The organism is Streptomyces sp. NBC_00354 (assembly GCF_036106915.1).
In the GTDB taxonomy this organism is placed as follows: Bacteria; Actinomycetota; Actinomycetes; order Streptomycetales; family Streptomycetaceae; genus Streptomyces.
Window position 1 is genome coordinate 297518 of sequence record NZ_CP107983.1, and the last position, 17647, is coordinate 315164.

Sequence of the window (17647 nt, forward strand, 5' to 3'; positions counted from 1 at the left end):
AGAGTGTGTGCCTCAGTTCATAGACGTCGGCCGCGTCGGCCGCGAGAATGCGTCCGTGGAGATCACAACCGCCGCCGCGACCGATGCCTATGCCGTCGCCGAGCTGCACACGGCCAGCTGGCGAAGGGCCTACGCGACACTGTTCCCTGCGCAGTATCTGGACGGCCCGCTGCTCGCCGAACGCCAACAGGTGTGGCGGGCGCGGCTGGCCGATCCTGTCCCGGGCGCGGCACTGTTCCTGGCCGTGGAAACCAACGTGGTGCTCGGCTTCATCTACCTGGAACCGCAGCCGGACGGCCGGGTCTTGCTCGACAACCTCCATGCCCGTCCCGGCGACACCGGGCGCGGGCTGGGCAGTCGGCTTCTCGAGCATGCCCTGGCCTGGTCGTCCACGGCGCACCCCGGCAAAGACGTCTACCTGGAGGTCCTGCAAGGCAACGCGCGCGCAGTCGCGTTCTACGAACGCCACGGAGGCCGCCGTACAGCGTCCCGCATCTGCCGCTTCAACCAGGGATTCGAGCTTCCCGAGTTCGAGTACACCTGGCCCGCCACTGTCCGAGCGCCGACGCGGTCGCCGGCACGCCGCTGAGCGTGACCCCGCCGCACGCCGCGGCCAGTGAACCTCCAAAACGCAACCCCGCCGGGGTACTTGCTCTCTGGCGTCCGAGCTAGGTACCGGGCCAACCTCAATCGCGCACCAGATCTTGAGAAGTCATCTCATTTGGATGCCTGGGTAGGCTGTCGGTCGTGGCGCAGAACGAAGGCCCCGGGGCACGTCTGCCTGAGGTGCGGCGCGGGTACTGCCTCTGACAGGTTCGGTAGCCGTCCGGCCGTGCAGTCGGAAGGCTACTGAACCGGGCCGGCCAGTGTCTCGATCGTGCCCGGATGCCAGGGATCGGGCTCGCGGGTGAGGCTCGCCAGCTCCTCGGGTGGTTCAATCCCGTCCCTGACGATCTTCACGTATGCCTTCGCCTCCTGCAGGCTCATCCGCGGGGCCTGCTTGCGCAGGTGCTGCATGGCGGCAGCGGTCCCGACGCAGTCCGCGAGGTGGCGGACGGCCGCGGCGAGCGGGTCGGGTGCTCTGATGCCCTTGACCTGCCAGAGGTAGAGCTCTTCCCAGTCCTCGGTCCAGGCGGTGCCGGGAACGAAGTGAATACTCCCGTCCTCCCGGTCGACGAGGTAGGGGCCGCCGAGGAGATTCGAGCGCCGATCAGGGTTGCGGGCGTACTCCGCCGAGCTCCAGTAGGCGAGCCACCCGACCGACCGCTCCTCGACGTGGTAGACGGCCAGGTCCGGGACCAACCGCGCCCATGCCCACGTCGGCCGCTCTCGCGCCAGCAGGGACTCAACCAGCTCGACCGCTCGTTCCTTGGAGATCACGCTCCCCATCCTCCACCCCGGGGCAACCAGATACGGCACGGGTCCCCAACTGCTCCACGGGACAAGCCAAGCCGGTCAGCGAACCAGGACGGTTGGATCCTCGTGGTCACGTGCAGGGTACGAGCGGTGAAGCTGTGATCGAACGCGTCGCCGCCCATCTCGTAGGCGGGCTCCAGCACCGCGCTGGAGGTGACACTGCGCGTGCCGATCGTCTGCGGCGGCATGAACACCCAGGCCATTTCGGCCTGGAGGGTCATGGGCTGTGTGCAGATGCTGCGCATCAGAATGTCGCCGAACCCGACTTTGGACATAACGACCTTGGAGACCAGTGCCGCGAGGCGCAGGCAGTGCTCCGACGTGTCGGCGTCCAACGCCGGGCGGTTGCCGCAGGGTTCTCCGCAGCCACTGCGGACGCGGCGGCCGGCCACCCATCACCACATGGCCTGGAGCTTGCCCCGGAATCGGAGGTTCCGGGGCAACACCCCACATCCCGTTCGGGTGTGGGTGGTTGACCCATCGATCACCCTTGCTTTCCGTACGAGCGTCCTGAAAGCCTTCGTTCGATTCAGCTGTCGCAGCAGCAACAACGGAGGCAATACGCATGTCCCCACGCATGTCCCCACGCAGGTCCTCGCGCACGTCCCAAAGCCGAATACTCCGGGCGTGGTTGACGGCCACCACCACCGTCACGCTGGCACTGACCGGCCTGTCGGCCCCAGCCCATGCCGAGGAGACTCCTCCGCCGCTGCCCGAATCGTGGCGCCAGGATCCGCAGGCACCGGTGAGCGATGCGACACGCGTGGGCACCATGGCGTGGACCAGCCCCGGCGGGGTGGCTGACCCCTCGGACTTCACCCTGCAAGCCGGCGCGATGAACGGGACGACCGCCGAACGCGTCGCCCGCCTCGACGGTGTACTGCCCAAGTCGGGCGTATCGAAGCTCCTTGCCGACGCCAACCGCACCGTCAACACCACGTCGTGCACCCGCGACCCGTTCGGTACGGCGCCCACCCCGGCCCTCAAGTGGTGCCTGGAGAACGACGACTCGACCTCGCGCGAGTGGATCCCGCAGGCCATGACCGGCGTCTCGGACGCCGCGGACAATGAGCAGTACGGCGTCGGCAACGACACGAACATCCAGCTCTACGCGTCCTACGACAACTGGGACCCCGGCCGCGACAGCAACGGGAACGAGGTCGGCGACTGCAACCCCGACGAGTTGAAGGCGAACGACGCCTGCAACCAGAAGGGCGTGCGGATCTCCTTCGTGCAGCGCCGCGCAGACGGCACAGTGAAGTACCGGCATGTGCTGCTGGGCTGGGCGTACATGAACAACTCCGACCACGTCTCCTTCGACGGAGTGCACTCCGCCGAGGGCTCGACGGTTCCGAACCCGGACGTGGACATGCAGAACGGCCTGCACGCAGGCGGCATGGTCTGGTACGGCCACTACCTCTACGTCGCCGACACCCGGAACGGCATCCGGATCTTCGACATGGAGAAGATCATGGACCTGGATCCCAACGGGGACGGCAAGGCCGGTGACGAGATGGGCGCGGACACCGACGGGGTGAAGACCACGTCCGACGTCGAGGACAAGACCAAGATCGGCCGCCAGAACAATGTCTGGTACAGCTTCGGCTACCGCTACGTGATGCCGCAGGTGGCAGCCTGGAAGTTCAAGGCCACGCAGTCCAATCCCTCGGGTTCGTTCAAGTGCGTCAGCACGGGCGCCCCGAAGGCGTCCTACCTGTCGCTCGACCGCAGCACGACCCCGGACCGGCTGGTCATGGGCGAGTACTGCCGTCCGGAGAGCGGCTACCCGTCGCCCGGCCGGATCGCCTCGTTCCCCGTCAAGAATCTGGAGAACCGTTCCGGCGAGGTGGCGGCCGAAGGCTGGGCCAACTATCTGCCGATGACGAACGGCGGCGCCCAGGGTGCACTGGCGATGGGCGAGAAGCTGTACGTCAACCAGAGTGCCGGTCACAACGACCCGGGCAACCTCTTGCGTTACAAGTGGAGCAACGGTGAGCTGGTGTCCAACGGCAGCGCGATCAAGACCGCCACGGGTGCCGAAGACCTCTACTACGAACGCGGCGCGCAGCGTCTGTGGTCGGTCTCCGAGCATTACGGTCCGGCGGTGAACGCCGAGGCCCTCGAAGACGGCGAGTCGGCCAAGTGCCTGGGCCTCGTGTGCGAGCGTGTTCTCTACGCCCACAGCAAGGCTCAGTTGGACGCCCCGTAGTCCGGCTCCGACCCACCACCGACATCGGCTCCGGCTGCGCTGATCACGCGTGGCGGGAGCCGATGTCGTTCCACTGCCGGTCAGCAACAGGCGCTGTCGCGGGTGGCGGGACTGTCAGTGCCCGCGCCTAGAGTGCCGACATGACCCCGCTCACCGTCGAACAGTCATGGGCCCGCATCGAGACCTGGCTCGCACAGCACGCTGCCGTCAGCCATGGGCTGCTCCGACCGCCGGCCCTCCCGGGGGACATCGCGGCGGCCGAACTCCGTCTCGGGGTGACGTTCCCGCCCGACCTGAGGGAGTCGCTGCTGCGTCACGACGGCGTACAGCTGCAGGACGGAACACTGACGCTGGGCTACTACGGACCGCTGTCCGGCGTCGAGGACATCATCCGGAGCACCGGGTTCCTGCGGGACGTCGGCGAGGACGTTGCCGAGCACGAGGCCGATCTCGACGAGGAGGACCGCGACCAGTACGCGTACTGGCCGCACGAACGGCTGCTGATCACCCTGGGCATCGGCTGGCAGTCCTCCGACGGACTCTTCCTGGTGTCCCGCCCCGGACGGCACCACGGGCGTGTCGGCCGGTACTTCGACGAGGACATCCCGTCCTTCACCCCGTGGCCGGGACTGCGGCACGTCCTCGCCGACTTCGCCACGGCTCTGGAGAACGCCACACCCTTCAACGGGCGGACGCCGCTCGCCTTCGAAGGCCGGCTGATCTGGGACGACGACAAGACGATCATTTCTCATCCGCTCTCCCCCCTCGGCCTCGCCGCCGAGGCCCAGGAGCCGCTGGTGTCGCCTGCGGCCGAGCCGGTCCCGGCCGTCCCGCAGCACGACCAGCCGTACGCCGTCCTCACCTTCGGAGCCCCGGCCGAGCAGGCACCGCCCGTGCAGCCGGACGTCGTGTTCGTAGCGGGCATCCCGCCGGAGGAACTGCTGGACAAGCTGGGCTCCGTGCCCGCGACAGCCGCGCCGCGCAGCCGGGAACAGGCGCAGCTGTCCGCCGCCGCGCCCTGGGCGGCATACCGCCCGATGGTCCGGGCCGCGTCGTGCGGAAACGGCTGGTCGTACGCCACCCAGGAGGGCGGTGACGCCCAGTTCGGCCGTCCGGAGGTACTGCGCTGCCTGTCCCGCGGGACCCGGGTCGTGAGACTGGCGAAGCAAGGGCCCGAAGTGCACGTCACCGTCATCGAGGACGGCGCGGAGCGGCCCGAGGCTGCCCGCCGGGTCGATTCACCCCGCGAGGACTACGTGACCGGACCCGACGGGCAGCAGTGGCAGCGCATCGGCGTCGATCCCTGGCCCGGCTCGACGGCCGCCTACACCCGGTTGCTGGCCGGCCTGTCGACCGAGTACGGCATCACCTGGGATCCGGAAGGCGACGGCGACGAGCCGCTGGCGAGCGCGCTGCTGCTGCCGGTCCTCGACAACGTGCCACCATCGCGGTACCCGGTGTGCTCGGTACGGGACTTCGACCTCGGCAGCCTCGTCGACCGGACGCCGCCGGAGCGGATGCGCTCGGCTATGGCGGCCCAGCTCGCCCGGCTGGCGTCCGAGACCGGCATCGACACCTACCCGGAGATCGCGCAGGCGCTGGAACGGATCCGCCGGAACGATCCGGTCGACCTCCCCGCTGACGGGGCCCTCGACCTGCGGATGAGGACTCTCTCGGCGGAGGCCCGGGCAGCACGGGGACTGCTTGACGCCGCCCGGCACCGACCGGACCCGGCCCCCGTCACCGCGGCCGACCTCGCCGCGTGGGCCGCACGGGACTCCGCGGCCGGGGCGCTGCGCGAGTTCCTGCTGCTGCCCCTGCCAGCCGCGGCAGCGACGGTCCTCAGCCGGCGCCTGTCCGTACGCTGGCGCGACGACCTCGCGGCGGACCTGGCCGGCTAGGACTTGTCCGGCCGGACATATGACCGTCTCCACCACGGTCGCTGATGTGGACATGGCGCGTGGCAATCTGAGGGGTGCCGAGTGGGAGCGGTTGCGGCCGTTCCTGCCGGTCAGCAACAGGCGTTGTGGCCGGTGGCGGGACCACCGGCAGGTGATCCGACCGGATGCAAGAGTTCCGGACAACGGCCGGTGGCGGCCCCTGCCGGTCAGCCAATGGCGGTGTCGGCGATCTCCGTGGCGGAGGTGCCGATGCGTTTGGCCCAGGTCTGGACGGTGGCGGCCAGGGCCAGAGCGGCACCGTCAAGGACAGGGTGGCCACCATGCTGGACGATCAGGCGCTGGAGGATGCGGTGCGCACGACTTTTGCGGGCCGAGGCCAGGACAAACCACCGCCCGATCCTCGCTCATCGGCACCGGCCCCGCCGCCGCGGGAAAGACCACCACGCCAGCAGGACGCGCGTCACTCATCGACTGGAGGCCCCTCCCAGCCCGCCTCGGCAATCAGCAACCGTTCACCGACGTGATCACCGACCTCGAAACTTCCCTCGACGCCCACCACTACCAGCCCGGAATCGGTGCTCGCGGCGCCGACGCATGCCTTCCGGCCCATACCAGGCCTGCGAGCAGGCAGGCGAGCCCGCAGGAGACCATGGGAAGCACGGCCCCGAACTCCACGTCCATGAAGAGCAGCAGACCGAGGTCGACGAGGGCATGGAAGCCGCCCGCGAGGAGCAATCGGTACGTACCGCCCGTGCCGTCGAGCGCGACACCCAGCACGAGCGACATTCCCAGACCACCCCGCCCGTCTGCTCGAACCCGTATGCAGACGACGATGCCGGGCCGGACACCCTTGGCCAATGCATCTGGCAACCGGGCACGGTCGCACCCAGACGCACCCCTGCTTCCCGGCCGGGGGCGGGCGGGCCGTCCGCGAGGACGAGTTCGGCGGCCCGCAGCGCCCATAGTGGCGAACTCCGCCGACAACGATGTCACCGCTGCCGTCGGACGAGAGGGCAGCGGCGGGGCCTCAACGATCCACGCCCAGGGGCAATGTCCCTTCGGTGCCGGGTCACAACGCACCGCTCTCCCCTACTCGCTCGTGATCGGCCCGAGCGATGAGTTCGGTCTCGGTGTACATGCCGGAATATGAGTACGGCTGCACGCCGGCATCGAAGGGCCGGTGGAAGCCCTGGCGCTGGCGGACCACGGCTCGCAGGACGCACTCAGGCCCACCACCTCCAGCGCCGGAGCGGCGGCCGGAGCAGGTACCGGGACGGCCGGAGCAGGTGCCGGGGCAGGGGCCGCCGGGGTGGGGGGCGCGGCTCACGGGGCGGGGGATTCAGCGGTCCGGGCGGGCGGGAGAGTGGCTGCGGGCGCCGCGGCGCCGGCTCCACCGCCCAGTGGCTACCAGGTCGCGAGTGCGGCCGCAGCCCCAGAGGCCGCCGCCCGAAGGACCGGGCGAAGGGTCACCACTGCCCCCGCGGCCAGCTCGGTGATGCTCGCGTCGCGTTCTGCCGCGCGGGCGCAGGTTACTCGCGTCCGGCATACGACACTGGACCCATGAGCCAGCACCGCTTCACCCTCGACAACACCGGCGCCACCATCGGCCCGGCCGCTGTCCGCCCGCCCCACTACCTGCACAACCTCCGATACAAGAAGCCGACGGAGGCGTCCCGGACCAGCCCCGAGGGGCACACCCTGCGCGCCCTGTCCGACCTCACGGTGGTGACCTGTGCCTGCGGCCTCATGACCCCAGCGCTCCCGAACGACGACGCGCGACTCGCTTACGAGCAGCACCGCAACGAGATCCGTGACGAAATGGCCTGAGCACCGGCTCAGCGGCCGATCGCGTCTCGGACACAAGCCCTCCGGGGTCGCTCGGCAGTGGCCGTTTTCAGCCACGTCCAGGCGGTGCGGGCCAACGACTCCGACGCGGCGGCCTGGTTCGCGGCGGGCAAGCGGGAGCTGCCCTCGGGCTCCTGGACGTCGGCGGCCGCATCGTCATCCCACCCGTTGGCGTGGTGGCAGGCGGGACTGCCACCACGAAGCGACTGGTCCTCTGCCGCGCTCACCGCGTGGGCGTCCTTCCAGCCGGCGAAGTCCGAGGGGGCTCCTTCAGCGCGTCCCCGTCTGCGGGGCAGCGCTGGCGCGGATGGCGGAGATGACCGTGCGCGCCCAGTCGGCGGGGTCCGGGGTGTCCAGCAGGGCCGCCAGACGGGCGATATGGGTAGCGCGTTCGTCCACCGGCATGGCCAGCGCGGCTCGCAGGGTGTCCACCAGGTCATGCGGAAGCAGTGGGTCGGTCAGTACGGCCGCGGTGCCCAGGTGCTGGGCGACTCCCGCGTGGCGGGAGAGGATCAGGACGCCCGGGCGGTGGGCGGCGTGGTGTGCGGTGATGTACTCCTGGGCGGTGAGGTTCATTCCGTCGGCGAGCGAGGTCACCCAGAAGACGTCGGCCTCGAGGTACTGGTCGACGACTTCGGTGAAGTCGAGGGTGTGGGGGATGTACTCGACGGGCTGCCAGCCGGCAGTGCTCCACCGCTGGTTGATGCAGGTGATGGCGTTCTCGAGTGCGGTGCGGGTCGTGTCGTAGGCGTGGATGCCGGGCTCGGGTGGTGGGCAGATCAGGCGGTAGCGGACCTGTTGCCGGAGTGTGGGCTCTTCGGCGAGGAGGGTGTCCAGTGCGCGGATCTTGTGGACGGGGGCTTTGGCGTAGTCGAGGCGTTCCACCGACAGCACCAGCTGGATGCCGTCGTTCTTGTGGTGCGGCCGGGACCCGGCCCGGGAGCGGGAGCGGGCGAGTTGGGTGACGGCGGGGCGGTCGATGCCGAGGGGGTGCACGCCGATGTGCGGGGCGGGCAGCGCGGTGCCGGCGAGGAGCCGGTGGAAGTTGTCGGCGCAGTCGGGGGTGTGGAAGCCGGCCCAGTCCAGGCGGGCGAGTGAGTCGCGCAGCTGGTCGGCTGCCGGGATGCGGCGGAAGACGTCGGGGTGGGGGAAGGGGGTGTGGTGGAACAGGCCGATGGTCAGGTCGGGGCGGTCGGCCTTGAGAGCGGCGGGTACGAGCCAGAGGTTGTAGTCGTGGAGCCAGACCGTCGCGCCCTGTTCGGCGAGGGAGGCGATGTGCCGGGCGAAGGCGGTGTTGACGGCTTCGTAGTCGGCCCAGTGCGCGGGCCGTTGCCGGATGAGCTCGGGCTGGGACATCAGGGCCGGCCAGAGGGTCTCCTTGCACGTGCGGTGGAAGTAGCCGGCCCACCGGTCGGGGGGCAGCGGCAGGAGGGACAGCGTCGGGACGCCGTCAGCCCGGGGCGGTGCGGGCGCAGGTGCTTCGCCGACGTGGGCGGCGGCCCATACGGCGTCCAGGTGCTCGTCGGCCAGGGCGGCCTGCAGGGTAGGCAGGATGCCGTTGGGGCTGGAGGGCGGCCGCCATGCTCCGTCGAGCCAGCACACGGGCGGGCGGTGGTAGCCGACCACCACCGAGCGCTTCGGCGGCCGGCCCAGGCGTTCGATCCCCTGCAGCACGGCGGCCGCTCCGTCGAGGGCCGAGTGGTGGACGCGGTCACTGGCAGGGACCCGCGCGGTCAGCGCGGGTTCCGCGTTGGCGACCACAACGGCGGGCGTGCCCAGGCGGAACAACGAAAGGTCGTTGAGGGAGTCCCCGGCCACCAGCATCGCCCGCCGGGGCCACCCGAGCGTCTGGGCGAGGAGCTCCAGCGCACGGCCCTTGCCGGCTCTGGGCGGCAGGACGTCGAAGTACCGGCCCGAAGCGTACGACCAGGAGCATCCCAGCGCCTCCACCGCACGGATCAGCTCGTCGGACAGGGCCGCGGGGGCAAGATGGAAGGAGCAGCGGCCTTCCTGGGGTACCCGCTCCTGGTACACCAGGTGCGGGAACGCCTCCAGCGCCGCCCGGACCCGTCCTGCGCCCGGCCATCCGGCGCGCAGCCGTGCCTCCAGGGGTCGGGCGTGCGCCATGCGGGTGGCGTCGACGATGGTGGACCCGACGTCGGCAATGATCCAGTGCGGGGGCGGCAGCAGGGGGTCGTCGCGCAGGAGGGCCCGGACCGATGGCAGGCCGCGGCCGGTCGCGAAGACGACCGTGATGTCCGGGTCCTCGTTCAGGGCGTCGAAGAGCCGCCGCCGGTCGTGGGGGCTCCCGCCCAGCAGGGTGCCGTCCAGGTCGGCCGCCAGCACCTTGACTGCGCCTGACGATGCCCTGCGGACACTCACCACGCGGGGTCGTGGGTCACCGGGTCGATCACACGCGTCCCGTCACAGGCATCGGCATCCGGCGGCTCCGGCGGGGCGTCCTGCAGGTCCCGGATCGCCTGACCGAGCCGCGCCGTACGTACGTCCGTGCTGCCCAGGAGCCGGGTCACCAATTCCCCGGGCGCCTTCAGTGCGGAAGCCACCAACTCATCGATGACAGGACCGGTCTGGGACACAGCACCTCCTACAGAACGGGGCAGCAGGGTCGGCCTCTCGGGCGGCGGGACACAGGAGACGCCCATCAGGCGCCCTGTACATCCCTTTCTGACCATATACACAGTTCCTGCTCACCGGGGCGCGTCCGGCCGCCCCAGGAGGAACTGGACGGCCGGCTTGGCCGAGAGGTGGCCCGTTCTGCACACGGACGCCCGGCCCTTCTCGGATGGACGCCCTGGAGTGCACCGGCGATGCCGGCGGCTTAGCTTCGCAGTGCGATGCCGCGTGCCGTCCGGCCGCGACGCGTCCAGGCGGTCGAGAGGACACTCCATGGCAGTCGTGATGACCTTTTCCTGGCCCGAGATCACACCCGAGGTGTACGACGCGGTGCGCCAGAAGGTGCGCTGGGAGGAGGACGCACCGGACGGGTGCGTGCTGCACTCCGCCTGGTTCGTCGACGGTGGCCTCAACGTGCTGGACATCTGGGAGTCGGAGGGCCACTTCACTCGGTTCATCGAGGCCAGGATCGCCCCCGTGCTCAAGGGCGAACTGGGCGTACAGAGCGACCCCGAGCCGAAGTTCCACCCCCTGCACCGGCGCTTCGTCGCCCCTGGCGTCAGCGGCGGCGGCTCCTGACGTACGCCTTCCATTCCGGTTCCATTCCAGGGGGCCGCGTCAGCTCCGCGCATGGACGCGGAGGTCGCCCGAGGCGGTCTTCGCCGAGCGGCGGGAGGGAGCCGAGGGGCCCGCGGGAGGGCGATGTCGCGGGCGCCGGAGGTGGTGGATCACCGGCGTCCCACCAGCCGAACCCGCACGTTCGGTCTCGCCGGGTGAACCTTCAGGCCGGCAGGACATCCGCACGGCTTCCGGTACGTTCCACCCGTTGAGCCAGACTCTTCAGCCGGGCGTAGCCGCCAGGAAGTGCGGTCAGGACCCGAATGGCTCTGCCCGGAATTCCGTGGTGGCCCCCGGCGCCTAGGTGGTCTACTCGCGGCGTGGCCACCTCGAACATGCACTACCGCGGCTCCGGGTTCTGGGTCCGCGACTTCCAAGCCGAAATATGGCTGTACCTCTTGGCGCAGGAGGCAAGGGCGGTCGCTGACGCTCCGGCGTGGTTGGCCTGCGCCTGCGACGACTGGGAGATGCAGGCCACGACCGGCTTCGTGGGATGCGTCTCGTCATGTCTGGACGAGCACCTTGGAACGGACCCCGATCGCGTCGCGCTCACGCTCCACCTCTCGGAGCGCGCCCTGCAGCGACTGCTCGCATGAGCCCCGGCCATCCCGAAGGATCTCGTGAACTCCTTCGGCACGGCCGGCGATGAGCCGTTCTTCATGGATCAGCCCACCGACCCCCTGCTGGCTTGTGGTCGCGCCTTCATCAGCCTTCTTCGTGGTGAGCTCCCGCCCGGATACCACAGTTGGGCGTGCTGATCTCGCTCGGGCAGATGCTCACACCTGGTTCCAGCGCTGACGGCGTCGAGGTCCTGGCAGAGGAGGCCGGCAAACCCGCTCCCCGATTTCGGGGCGTCGGGAGGCGGCTGCCGCTGATCTGGCCCTGGCTCTTAGTGAATCGGGTGTTGAGGTACGGCTTGAGCGGCTCGAGCACTCCGGCCGGGCGGCGCTCGCGAGCGGAGGCCAGAAGCTGGTCGAGGTCGGGGTCGCGGAAGTGGCGCACGGTCTTGCGGTAGACGTCGAGACGGCGGGCGATGGCGCTGGTCGTCCAGCCCGCGGCCACGATCCACTGGACGTCCGCGTGCCGGTGGCGGTCCGCTCGATGATCTGCGTCCTGGGCCGTTGACACAGCGGAAGGCCCATCAGCGGTGGCGCCGCAGGGATGCCGGCGGTCTCATCATCGGCGCGTTTGCGCCGGCAGGCGCGGTGCCCGCTCCGGCATCGGCGGAGACATCGGCAGTTCCAGCAGCCGGCTGCGGCCCGCAGCGAGGCATCTTCCGGCACAGCCGTTCGCCGGGGCGGCCGCCGAGATCCACCGCGATTGCGTGGAGCCACTCCTTCAAGCCGAGGCTGGAGCGGCGACAGTGTTCACTCAGGCCGCTGACCTGCTGCTGTCTGCGCGTCAGAAGCACCTCGACCGCGCAGCTTCATGAGCGGCGACACCGGCGGCCGGTCCAGCGCTTGCGGCCGGTTCATGGCGCTGCGCGCCCAGCAGGGCGCCCCCGCTGCCCACTCGCCGCCCCGGCGCTGCGGGACGGTCCGCGCTCGCCCTCGTCCACCGATCGGCCCGCCCGTGTCGCAAACCCGACGGGCTCACTCATAGCATCGTGCACAGCATGCAGGGTACGCATGGCGCCGCTCGCGGTATGGAAGCGACGAGTGAGTCCGCCGAAGGGGTCCTTGGTGAGGTCCGAGCCGCTGAACGGAAGCACGTATGCGGGTCCGGGAGGCACCCCGAACCCCGCGCCACGTGGCGTGCGACGGCGCCAGTCGCCGGTACTTCCGGTGGCTCTGGGCCTGCTGCTTGGCACGATCGGTTCCTTCCTGCCGGCCGGGACCGGGCATGCGCACGGCATGGGGGCCCGCCGGGGCGTGGAGCCGGACACGCAGTGCCGGCCCACGCTGGTGGGCGTGGCACACCAGGACGACGACCTGCTGTTCATCGGTCACGAGGTGCAGCGACTGGTACGGGCCCGGTGTTTTGCCGGCACCGTTTACCTGACGGCCGGTGACGCCGGGCGCCCGTTCACCGGCGACGACTCCTACATACTCCGGCGAGAACAGGGTCTGCGTGCGGCCTACGCGCGGATGGCGGGAGTCCCGAACCGCTGGCGCCGGGCCGATCTTACGGTGCGGGGCCGCGGCCTCGTGTCCTTCGTCCTGAACGGCCGCCCCGGCGTACGGCTCGTCTTCCTCCGGCTGCCCGACGGATTCCCGAAAGGTGTCGGCAGTCCGCAGTACTCGCAGCAGAGCCTGCTGAAGCTGTTCCGCGGGCAGATCGCCACGATGAGGCCGGTGGACGGCACAAGGTCCTACACGGAGGCGGAGCTGACCTCGGTGCTGTCCGAGGTGCTCACGCTGCACAACGCGGAACGCGTTCTGACACTGGACTACGACAGCGCCACGTTCGGGGTCGGCCCGCCTCACCCGGCCGATCACAGCGATCACGAGATGGCCGGGCGGATATTCAGGAGGGCTGCGTTCGGTTCCCCCGCCCGCCCTACCGTGACACCGTACGTCGGCTACGGTCTGCCGCTCCTGCCGCCGAACCTTACAGCGCGCCAGCAACGCGACAAGAAGGCCGCCTATTACGCCTATGCGGTATACGCGGGGTGTGTCACGCTGCCCTGCTCCTCCCGGGTCATCCTCAGCCGGAGCTTTCGTCTGTGGATGGAGAGGGAGCACCGCAGGGTGCACCGGCAGCCCCGTCCCGGGGAGATCATGTCGGCCATCGGCCGTACCACTGCGCGGACAGCCGTCGAGCGCTGCCTCACGCGCAGCGTCGGGCAGGCCACTGAGGACACCGTGACGACGGCAGACTGCGACGGCAGCCGCGACCAACGCTGGACTTTCGATGGCGGCACCATCAGGGCCGCCGGAGTCAATGCCTGCCTGACCGCCGCTCCAAGGTTCGGACTGGCGTCCTGCGACGGATCGGACGACCAGACATGGTGGCGCGATGCCGATGGCAGGATCGGATCGGGTGCACAGTGCCTGCACCAGGACGACCTGGCCGAGTTCGATCCCCATCTCTCCGTACAGGCGTGCGGCCCTTACCGGCCCCAGGTGCGGTGGCTGTGGTGGCCCACGGCCGGCCCACCCCCGGACAGCCGGCGACTTCGACGCAGTGGAGTCCGGAACCACGTCTCCGTCCGGCTCCACGCCTCCTGGTGACCGGCGTGGGCCGGAAGCATCCTGACCAGCCTGTAGCCCAGGCTCAGGCAGCGGTTGACTTCCGAGGCAATGTTCAAAGCGCGGCCCGGCAGCACCATCTGGGCCTGGGCGTACTGGTCGCGGTAGAAGCTGCGTGCCACCTCCAGGGCCGATCCGTCGACGCTCTCGCCACGTTTGAGGGCGAGGACGAGGTCGTAGCCGGCCGTACGGTAGGCGCGGGCCGCGGAGTTGAGCACCGCGTACAGGTCGCGCCTGCGCTGCAAGTCGCCCTCGTCACGGTCCTGCCGGAGCCGGAGCTCCGCGCGCTCGGCCGCCTCCGCCAGTTCCTGACGCCGCGCCCACTGGGCGAGCAGCGGTGCCACCATCGTCCCGGTCACACCGACCGCGGCCACCACGACGGCCGTCAGATCGGTACCTGCCGTGTGATCCCTCCCCCGCTCCCCCGACGGCTCGCCACGGGAGCCGGGGCGTTCTCGGTCGAGCCCATGGATGCCCTGCTCGTACCGGACTTAGACCTCATTGCAATGGGCGAGTACGCGGTGGCAGACGAGTGTTTCTGCGCTGTTCCCCGAAGGCGCCGCCAACTGGGTTGCGGATGCCGGTCGCGGCGGGGTCCGGTCAGTCGTCCTCCCGATAGTTCATGAACCAGTGGGTGTCGAAAAAGCGGGCCATGGTGAACGGGTGGTTCGGGTCGATGAGGATGCGGCAGACGAACTCCGCGGCCTGGCAGTCGAAGGGGACGTCCTGGCCGTCGAAGGACCGGACCACGACGGGCCAACGGTCGGGGTCGTCGCCGTCGGCCCTCCAGCAGTACACGTTCTCGTGCTCAGTGCTCGCCCAGATCAGCAGGCCGTCCTCCCTGAGATGCGTCCACGGCTCCTGGTTCAGGTCCAGGAATCCATCGAAGGCGCCCTCGCCAAACGTTTCGACCATGCACCTGTAATCGCTCGGCAGCGCGGTGCCCACACGTGACTCCACCTCAGCCCAGTCCACGTCCGGCCGCCGGGCGGGCTGTGTCCAGCCGGTGATCCGTCTGAGCCGCTCCATCCAGTCGACGTCGTCGACCTCATCCGGAGCGACCGCCAAGGGTGCTGGCACCTCCCTGTGAGCGACCACCAACACTGGCCGCTCGGCCCCCTCGGTGTCTCGCGCCGTACCCGTGCCGACCCACTGGTCCCCGTACGCCCACGCCCGTATTTTCACGGCCCGGTCCTCGAAGGGGACCAGGAGAGCCGCGCCCCTGGACTCGTCGACCGTCGGATCGGTGAAGCCGTCGAGGACGAGGGTGCGTGGGGCGCCGTACCTGCCGTCGAGCAGTTCGGCCAGGTCCTGCGGGTCCAGGTCGCTGGGCAGGTACATGTAGTTCGCCCCCGGCCCGAGTTGGGCCAGCAGGTCGTTGACGGTCGCTTGCGTGAGCTCCATGTCGGACAGTGAAGCGCACCGCACTGACAACGGGGCCGCGGCCGCGGACGTGCTCGCGCCGCGCGTCCTGGACACAGTGGGCCGGATGGAAGCCGAACGGACTTCGCTGCCCTCGGTTGTGGCGATGAAGAAGAACTGGCTGAGGCGGTGGGACCGACCCAAGTCCGGGCGCTGGTAGGGGGATTCGGCCCGCCGCTCTATACTCCCTGTGCTCTACCGGTGGGCCGGCCAAGGAAACACGGGGAAGCATCGCGGGAGTTGCGCAGGCGTCGCCGGCGATGGGCGTCCTGGCCGTGGTCGGGCCGGCACTGATACTGCGAGCGGCAACGGTGCCCCTGCTGATGCGTGCTCAGCGGGCCGTGCGGAGGCGAGCGTCGGCGGACCCGGCTGCGTCGCCCCGGACTGTCCAAGGTGCGGTCGCGGGAGAGCTGGCCCTGGGAGTGGCCGGCGGCATCGGCCCGTGGATCCTGATGGTGAACCTGGACTTCTTCCACGGGCAGTACTTCCTGCTGCGCCCGGTCGTCGTGAGCAACGGCACCCTCCTGTCGTGGGACTACGGCCTGTCCCTGGTGATGGCGTGGACCCTGTACATCGTCACGGTCGTCCTGGCATCGGTTCTCTGGCCGGTGCTCTGGTCCCCGGACACAGCCGAGTCCGGCATGACATGACATCGCCATCGCCCAGGAGACGGACCACGTCCAAGCCCCGCTCCTGGTCGCCGTGGACGGTTCGTCTTCGCCCCTCAGGGCCGCAGGCCGGCCCTCCGGAGTGCGACCCCGGACAAGTCGGCGATGACCTGCTGGTCCCCGCGGCGCCAGGCGTCGGCGAGCCCGCCAGGAGGGGCCGCAAGCGCCTCGAGGTCGCTCAGCGGGCCGGCGAGAGCGCGCAGGGCGAGCAGGTCGGCGCCTCCCGGTGCGTCGAGGAGGCGCCGCAGGGTGGCGCTGCGCCGGATCCAGCGCAGGCGTGGGGGGAGCCACAGGAGCAGTACGAAGGCCACCGGGATGACGATCAGAGCCAGTGCAGTCAGGTCGGCCACCTGGCTGACGGTGTGCTGGAGCGACGCTCCGGCGTCGGCGAACCCTGTACTGGCGTCGGCCGCGGACTGGAGCGGCTTCTTCAGGAGGTCGCCGACGAGCGGCACGTTCGACGCCGCGTCGCCGGCGTTGCCGAGTTCCGTGGCGAGGCTGTCGCCCGAGCTCTCGACCTTCCGCCCCGGCTCGGCCAGCAACATGATCGTTTCGTGGACGGCGAGGGCGAACCACACCGCGGCGGCGACCAGGACCGCGGCGATCAGGTCCGCGAGTACCTGGCGGTTCCGACGTGCTGGGGTCTGGGCGTACATGCGCATCGGAAGACTCCCGTTCGGGTCGTGGCGGCGAGGCGGTCCGGCCCCCGCCGGGTGAGGCCTGGCCGGTCCGTCGACCCTACGCCGTACTCGCCGAAGGCCGGCTGATGGAGGCCGAGTCCGCGGAGCGAGCCGCACCCCCGCGCCGAGCTCCCCTCCGTCCTGGGCACCGCGCCCAGGACGGAGGGGTCTGAGGTCAACGCCCGCGGCCTCCGGGAGCGGGTCGGTGCCCGCCAGGATCCGGCAGCCGTGTGGTGGAGCCGATCGCGGTTGTCCGACCCGTAGGACCCGGACAGCGAGTCCGTCGCCGCGTTCTACGTCCAAGTTCACCGACCAGCGATGGGACGAGACCACCGTGGGCGTCGGAGCCTGGCAGGCTCAGGGTCTACGCTGCGCCTGCGGTCACAGCGCGATCGTTCGTCTTCACATGCCGATGATCAACGGTTGTCGCACTTGTTGGTGGGCCTGTCCCAACGAGCAGGATCACGTACTGCGAGTCGCGTCCGGCTTGCGAAGGACTCCCCGGGCGGCAATGGCTTCGCGAAGGCGTGCAGCCACATCGGCTGCCTCCTTTGGCGGCACGGACAGTACGCCGTGCTCGGTCATCAGGGCGTGGAACTGCTGTTGCTGATAGGGGACACCGGACGGCAGGCCGGCGATGTGCCAATGCAGGTGCGCGTTGCCCTGCTGGCTGCCGAGGGAATACAGGTATGTCCGCTCGGATTCGCATACGGCCTCGACGGCCAGGGCGACCTCCCGCACGACCAGCATGAGCCTGGCGTAGGCCGCCTCCTGCAGGTCGCGGACGACGTGCTCGATGTGCGTCTTCGGTGCGACAAGGACCTTCCCCGGCACGGTCGGCCACCTGTCGAGGAACGCCACGTGATCGTCGTCCTCGAAAACCGTCTCGTGCGGGTAGTCCGGATGCCCGGCCAAGAACGCGCAGACAAAGCACGGGCCGCGTCGCGTGCGGTCCACGTACGCCTCAAGATTCATGGCCTGCCGGTCCATCGACACCTGTACTCCTCGGGTCGGGGTGCCTCAGTCTGCCGTAGCAGCTCGAACCTGCCCCGCGGGGGACAGT

General features: G+C 69.9%; 18 protein-coding genes. 9 read left to right on the forward strand and 9 right to left on the reverse strand.

The genetic code is table 11. The annotated features are described in order from the left end of the window. The first annotated feature begins 55 nt into the window (after positions 1-55). On the forward strand, positions 56-589 hold the full coding sequence (locus OHT74_RS01510; protein ID WP_328618999.1) for a GNAT family N-acetyltransferase: 534 nt from the start codon (positions 56-58) through the stop codon (positions 587-589). Positions 590-846: 257 nt separating this feature from the next. Here the strand turns inward: OHT74_RS01510 and OHT74_RS01515 are convergent, their stop codons facing one another. Both OHT74_RS01515 and OHT74_RS01520 read right to left on the reverse strand, forming a co-directional pair. Next, on the reverse strand, positions 847-1380 hold the full coding sequence (locus OHT74_RS01515) for a YrhB domain-containing protein (RefSeq protein WP_328619000.1): 534 nt from the start codon (positions 1378-1380) through the stop codon (positions 847-849). Beyond that, positions 1377-1751 carry a hypothetical protein gene (locus tag OHT74_RS01520; protein ID WP_328619001.1) on the reverse strand — a complete coding sequence of 125 codons (375 nt, stop codon included), beginning with the start codon at positions 1749-1751 and terminating at the stop codon, positions 1377-1379. The genes OHT74_RS01515 and OHT74_RS01520 overlap by 4 nt, the downstream gene beginning before the upstream one ends. A gap of 296 nt (positions 1752-2047) precedes the next feature. On the opposite strand from OHT74_RS01520, the gene OHT74_RS01525 reads away from it, so the two are divergent. Together OHT74_RS01525 and OHT74_RS01530 are read left to right on the forward strand one after the other, a co-directional pair. Further along, positions 2048-3625, forward strand: coding sequence for a hypothetical protein (locus OHT74_RS01525; protein WP_328619002.1), 1578 nt, complete (start codon positions 2048-2050; stop codon positions 3623-3625). Between the two features lie 140 nt (positions 3626-3765). Next, a complete protein-coding gene (locus tag OHT74_RS01530) occupies positions 3766-5526 on the forward strand; it encodes an SMI1/KNR4 family protein (RefSeq protein ID WP_328619003.1) in 1761 nt (586 codons plus the stop codon). 558 nt (positions 5527-6084) lie between these two features. Here OHT74_RS01530 and OHT74_RS01535 read toward each other — a convergent pair. Next, on the reverse strand, positions 6085-6312 hold the full coding sequence (locus OHT74_RS01535) for a hypothetical protein (protein WP_328619004.1): 228 nt from the start codon (positions 6310-6312) through the stop codon (positions 6085-6087). Between the two features lie 774 nt (positions 6313-7086). Here OHT74_RS01535 and OHT74_RS01540 point away from each other — a divergent pair. Next, on the forward strand, positions 7087-7353 hold the full coding sequence (locus OHT74_RS01540; protein WP_328619005.1) for a hypothetical protein: 267 nt from the start codon (positions 7087-7089) through the stop codon (positions 7351-7353). A 288-nt stretch (positions 7354-7641) separates the two neighbouring features. Here the strand turns inward: OHT74_RS01540 and OHT74_RS01545 are convergent, their stop codons facing one another. Both OHT74_RS01545 and OHT74_RS01550 read right to left on the reverse strand, forming a co-directional pair. After that, the gene (locus OHT74_RS01545; protein ID WP_328619006.1) at positions 7642-9717 is read right to left on the reverse strand and encodes an HAD-IIB family hydrolase; all 2076 of its coding nucleotides are present in this window, start codon (positions 9715-9717) and stop codon (positions 7642-7644) included. 32 nt (positions 9718-9749) lie between these two features. Continuing rightward, on the reverse strand, positions 9750-9968 hold the full coding sequence (locus OHT74_RS01550) for a hypothetical protein (protein WP_266659789.1): 219 nt from the start codon (positions 9966-9968) through the stop codon (positions 9750-9752). Between the two features lie 310 nt (positions 9969-10278). Between OHT74_RS01550 and OHT74_RS01555 the strand changes: the two genes are divergently transcribed. Beyond that, on the forward strand, positions 10279-10584 hold the full coding sequence (locus tag OHT74_RS01555) for a hypothetical protein (RefSeq protein WP_266659791.1): 306 nt from the start codon (positions 10279-10281) through the stop codon (positions 10582-10584). Positions 10585-10943: 359 nt separating this feature from the next. Beyond that, positions 10944-11219: a hypothetical protein gene (locus tag OHT74_RS01560; protein ID WP_328619007.1), complete on the forward strand. Its 276-nt coding sequence runs from the start codon at positions 10944-10946 to the stop codon at positions 11217-11219. A 109-nt stretch (positions 11220-11328) separates the two neighbouring features. Here OHT74_RS01560 and OHT74_RS01565 read toward each other — a convergent pair whose 3' ends face one another. Further along, positions 11329-11751, reverse strand: coding sequence for a hypothetical protein (locus OHT74_RS01565; RefSeq protein ID WP_328619008.1), 423 nt, complete (start codon positions 11749-11751; stop codon positions 11329-11331). Between the two features lie 782 nt (positions 11752-12533). Here OHT74_RS01565 and OHT74_RS01570 point away from each other — a divergent pair. Further along, positions 12534-13796: a ricin-type beta-trefoil lectin domain protein gene (locus OHT74_RS01570; protein ID WP_328619009.1), complete on the forward strand. Its 1263-nt coding sequence runs from the start codon at positions 12534-12536 to the stop codon at positions 13794-13796. Between the two features lie 618 nt (positions 13797-14414). Here the strand turns inward: OHT74_RS01570 and OHT74_RS01575 are convergent. Beyond that, positions 14415-15218, reverse strand: coding sequence for a hypothetical protein (locus OHT74_RS01575; RefSeq protein WP_328619010.1), 804 nt, complete (start codon positions 15216-15218; stop codon positions 14415-14417). On the opposite strand from OHT74_RS01575, the gene OHT74_RS01580 reads away from it, so the two are divergent. Further along, positions 15217-15396, forward strand: coding sequence for a hypothetical protein (locus OHT74_RS01580; protein ID WP_328619011.1), 180 nt, complete (start codon positions 15217-15219; stop codon positions 15394-15396). The genes OHT74_RS01575 and OHT74_RS01580 overlap by 2 nt on opposite strands. Before the next feature lie 262 nt (positions 15397-15658). Continuing rightward, positions 15659-15886, forward strand: coding sequence for a hypothetical protein (locus tag OHT74_RS01585; protein ID WP_328619012.1), 228 nt, complete (start codon positions 15659-15661; stop codon positions 15884-15886). Positions 15887-15960: 74 nt separating this feature from the next. Here the strand turns inward: OHT74_RS01585 and OHT74_RS01590 are convergent, their stop codons facing one another. Both OHT74_RS01590 and OHT74_RS01595 read right to left on the reverse strand, forming a co-directional pair. Beyond that, positions 15961-16566 (reverse strand): hypothetical protein, encoded by a 606-nt coding sequence (locus OHT74_RS01590; RefSeq protein ID WP_328619013.1) that lies wholly within the window; start codon positions 16564-16566, stop codon positions 15961-15963. Positions 16567-17046: 480 nt separating this feature from the next. After that, positions 17047-17574, reverse strand: coding sequence for an HIT family protein (locus tag OHT74_RS01595; protein ID WP_328623233.1), 528 nt, complete (start codon positions 17572-17574; stop codon positions 17047-17049). Between the last annotated feature and the right edge of the window lie 73 nt (positions 17575-17647).

Coding starts and splice junctions, on each gene's coding strand:
- OHT74_RS01530 (WP_328619003.1), top strand. CDS start 3,766: ATGACCCCGCTCACCGTCGAACAGTCATGGGCCCGCATCGAGACCTGG.
- OHT74_RS01535 (WP_328619004.1), bottom strand. CDS start 6,312: ATGTCGCTCGTGCTGGGTGTCGCGCTCGACGGCACGGGCGGTACGTAC.
- OHT74_RS01540 (WP_328619005.1), top strand. CDS start 7,087: ATGAGCCAGCACCGCTTCACCCTCGACAACACCGGCGCCACCATCGGC.
- OHT74_RS01555 (WP_266659791.1), top strand. CDS start 10,279: ATGGCAGTCGTGATGACCTTTTCCTGGCCCGAGATCACACCCGAGGTG.
- OHT74_RS01580 (WP_328619011.1), top strand. CDS start 15,217: ATGTCGGACAGTGAAGCGCACCGCACTGACAACGGGGCCGCGGCCGCG.
- OHT74_RS01575 (WP_328619010.1), bottom strand. CDS start 15,218: ATGGAGCTCACGCAAGCGACCGTCAACGACCTGCTGGCCCAACTCGGG.
- OHT74_RS01590 (WP_328619013.1), bottom strand. CDS start 16,566: ATGCGCATGTACGCCCAGACCCCAGCACGTCGGAACCGCCAGGTACTC.
- OHT74_RS01595 (WP_328623233.1), bottom strand. CDS start 17,574: ATGGACCGGCAGGCCATGAATCTTGAGGCGTACGTGGACCGCACGCGA.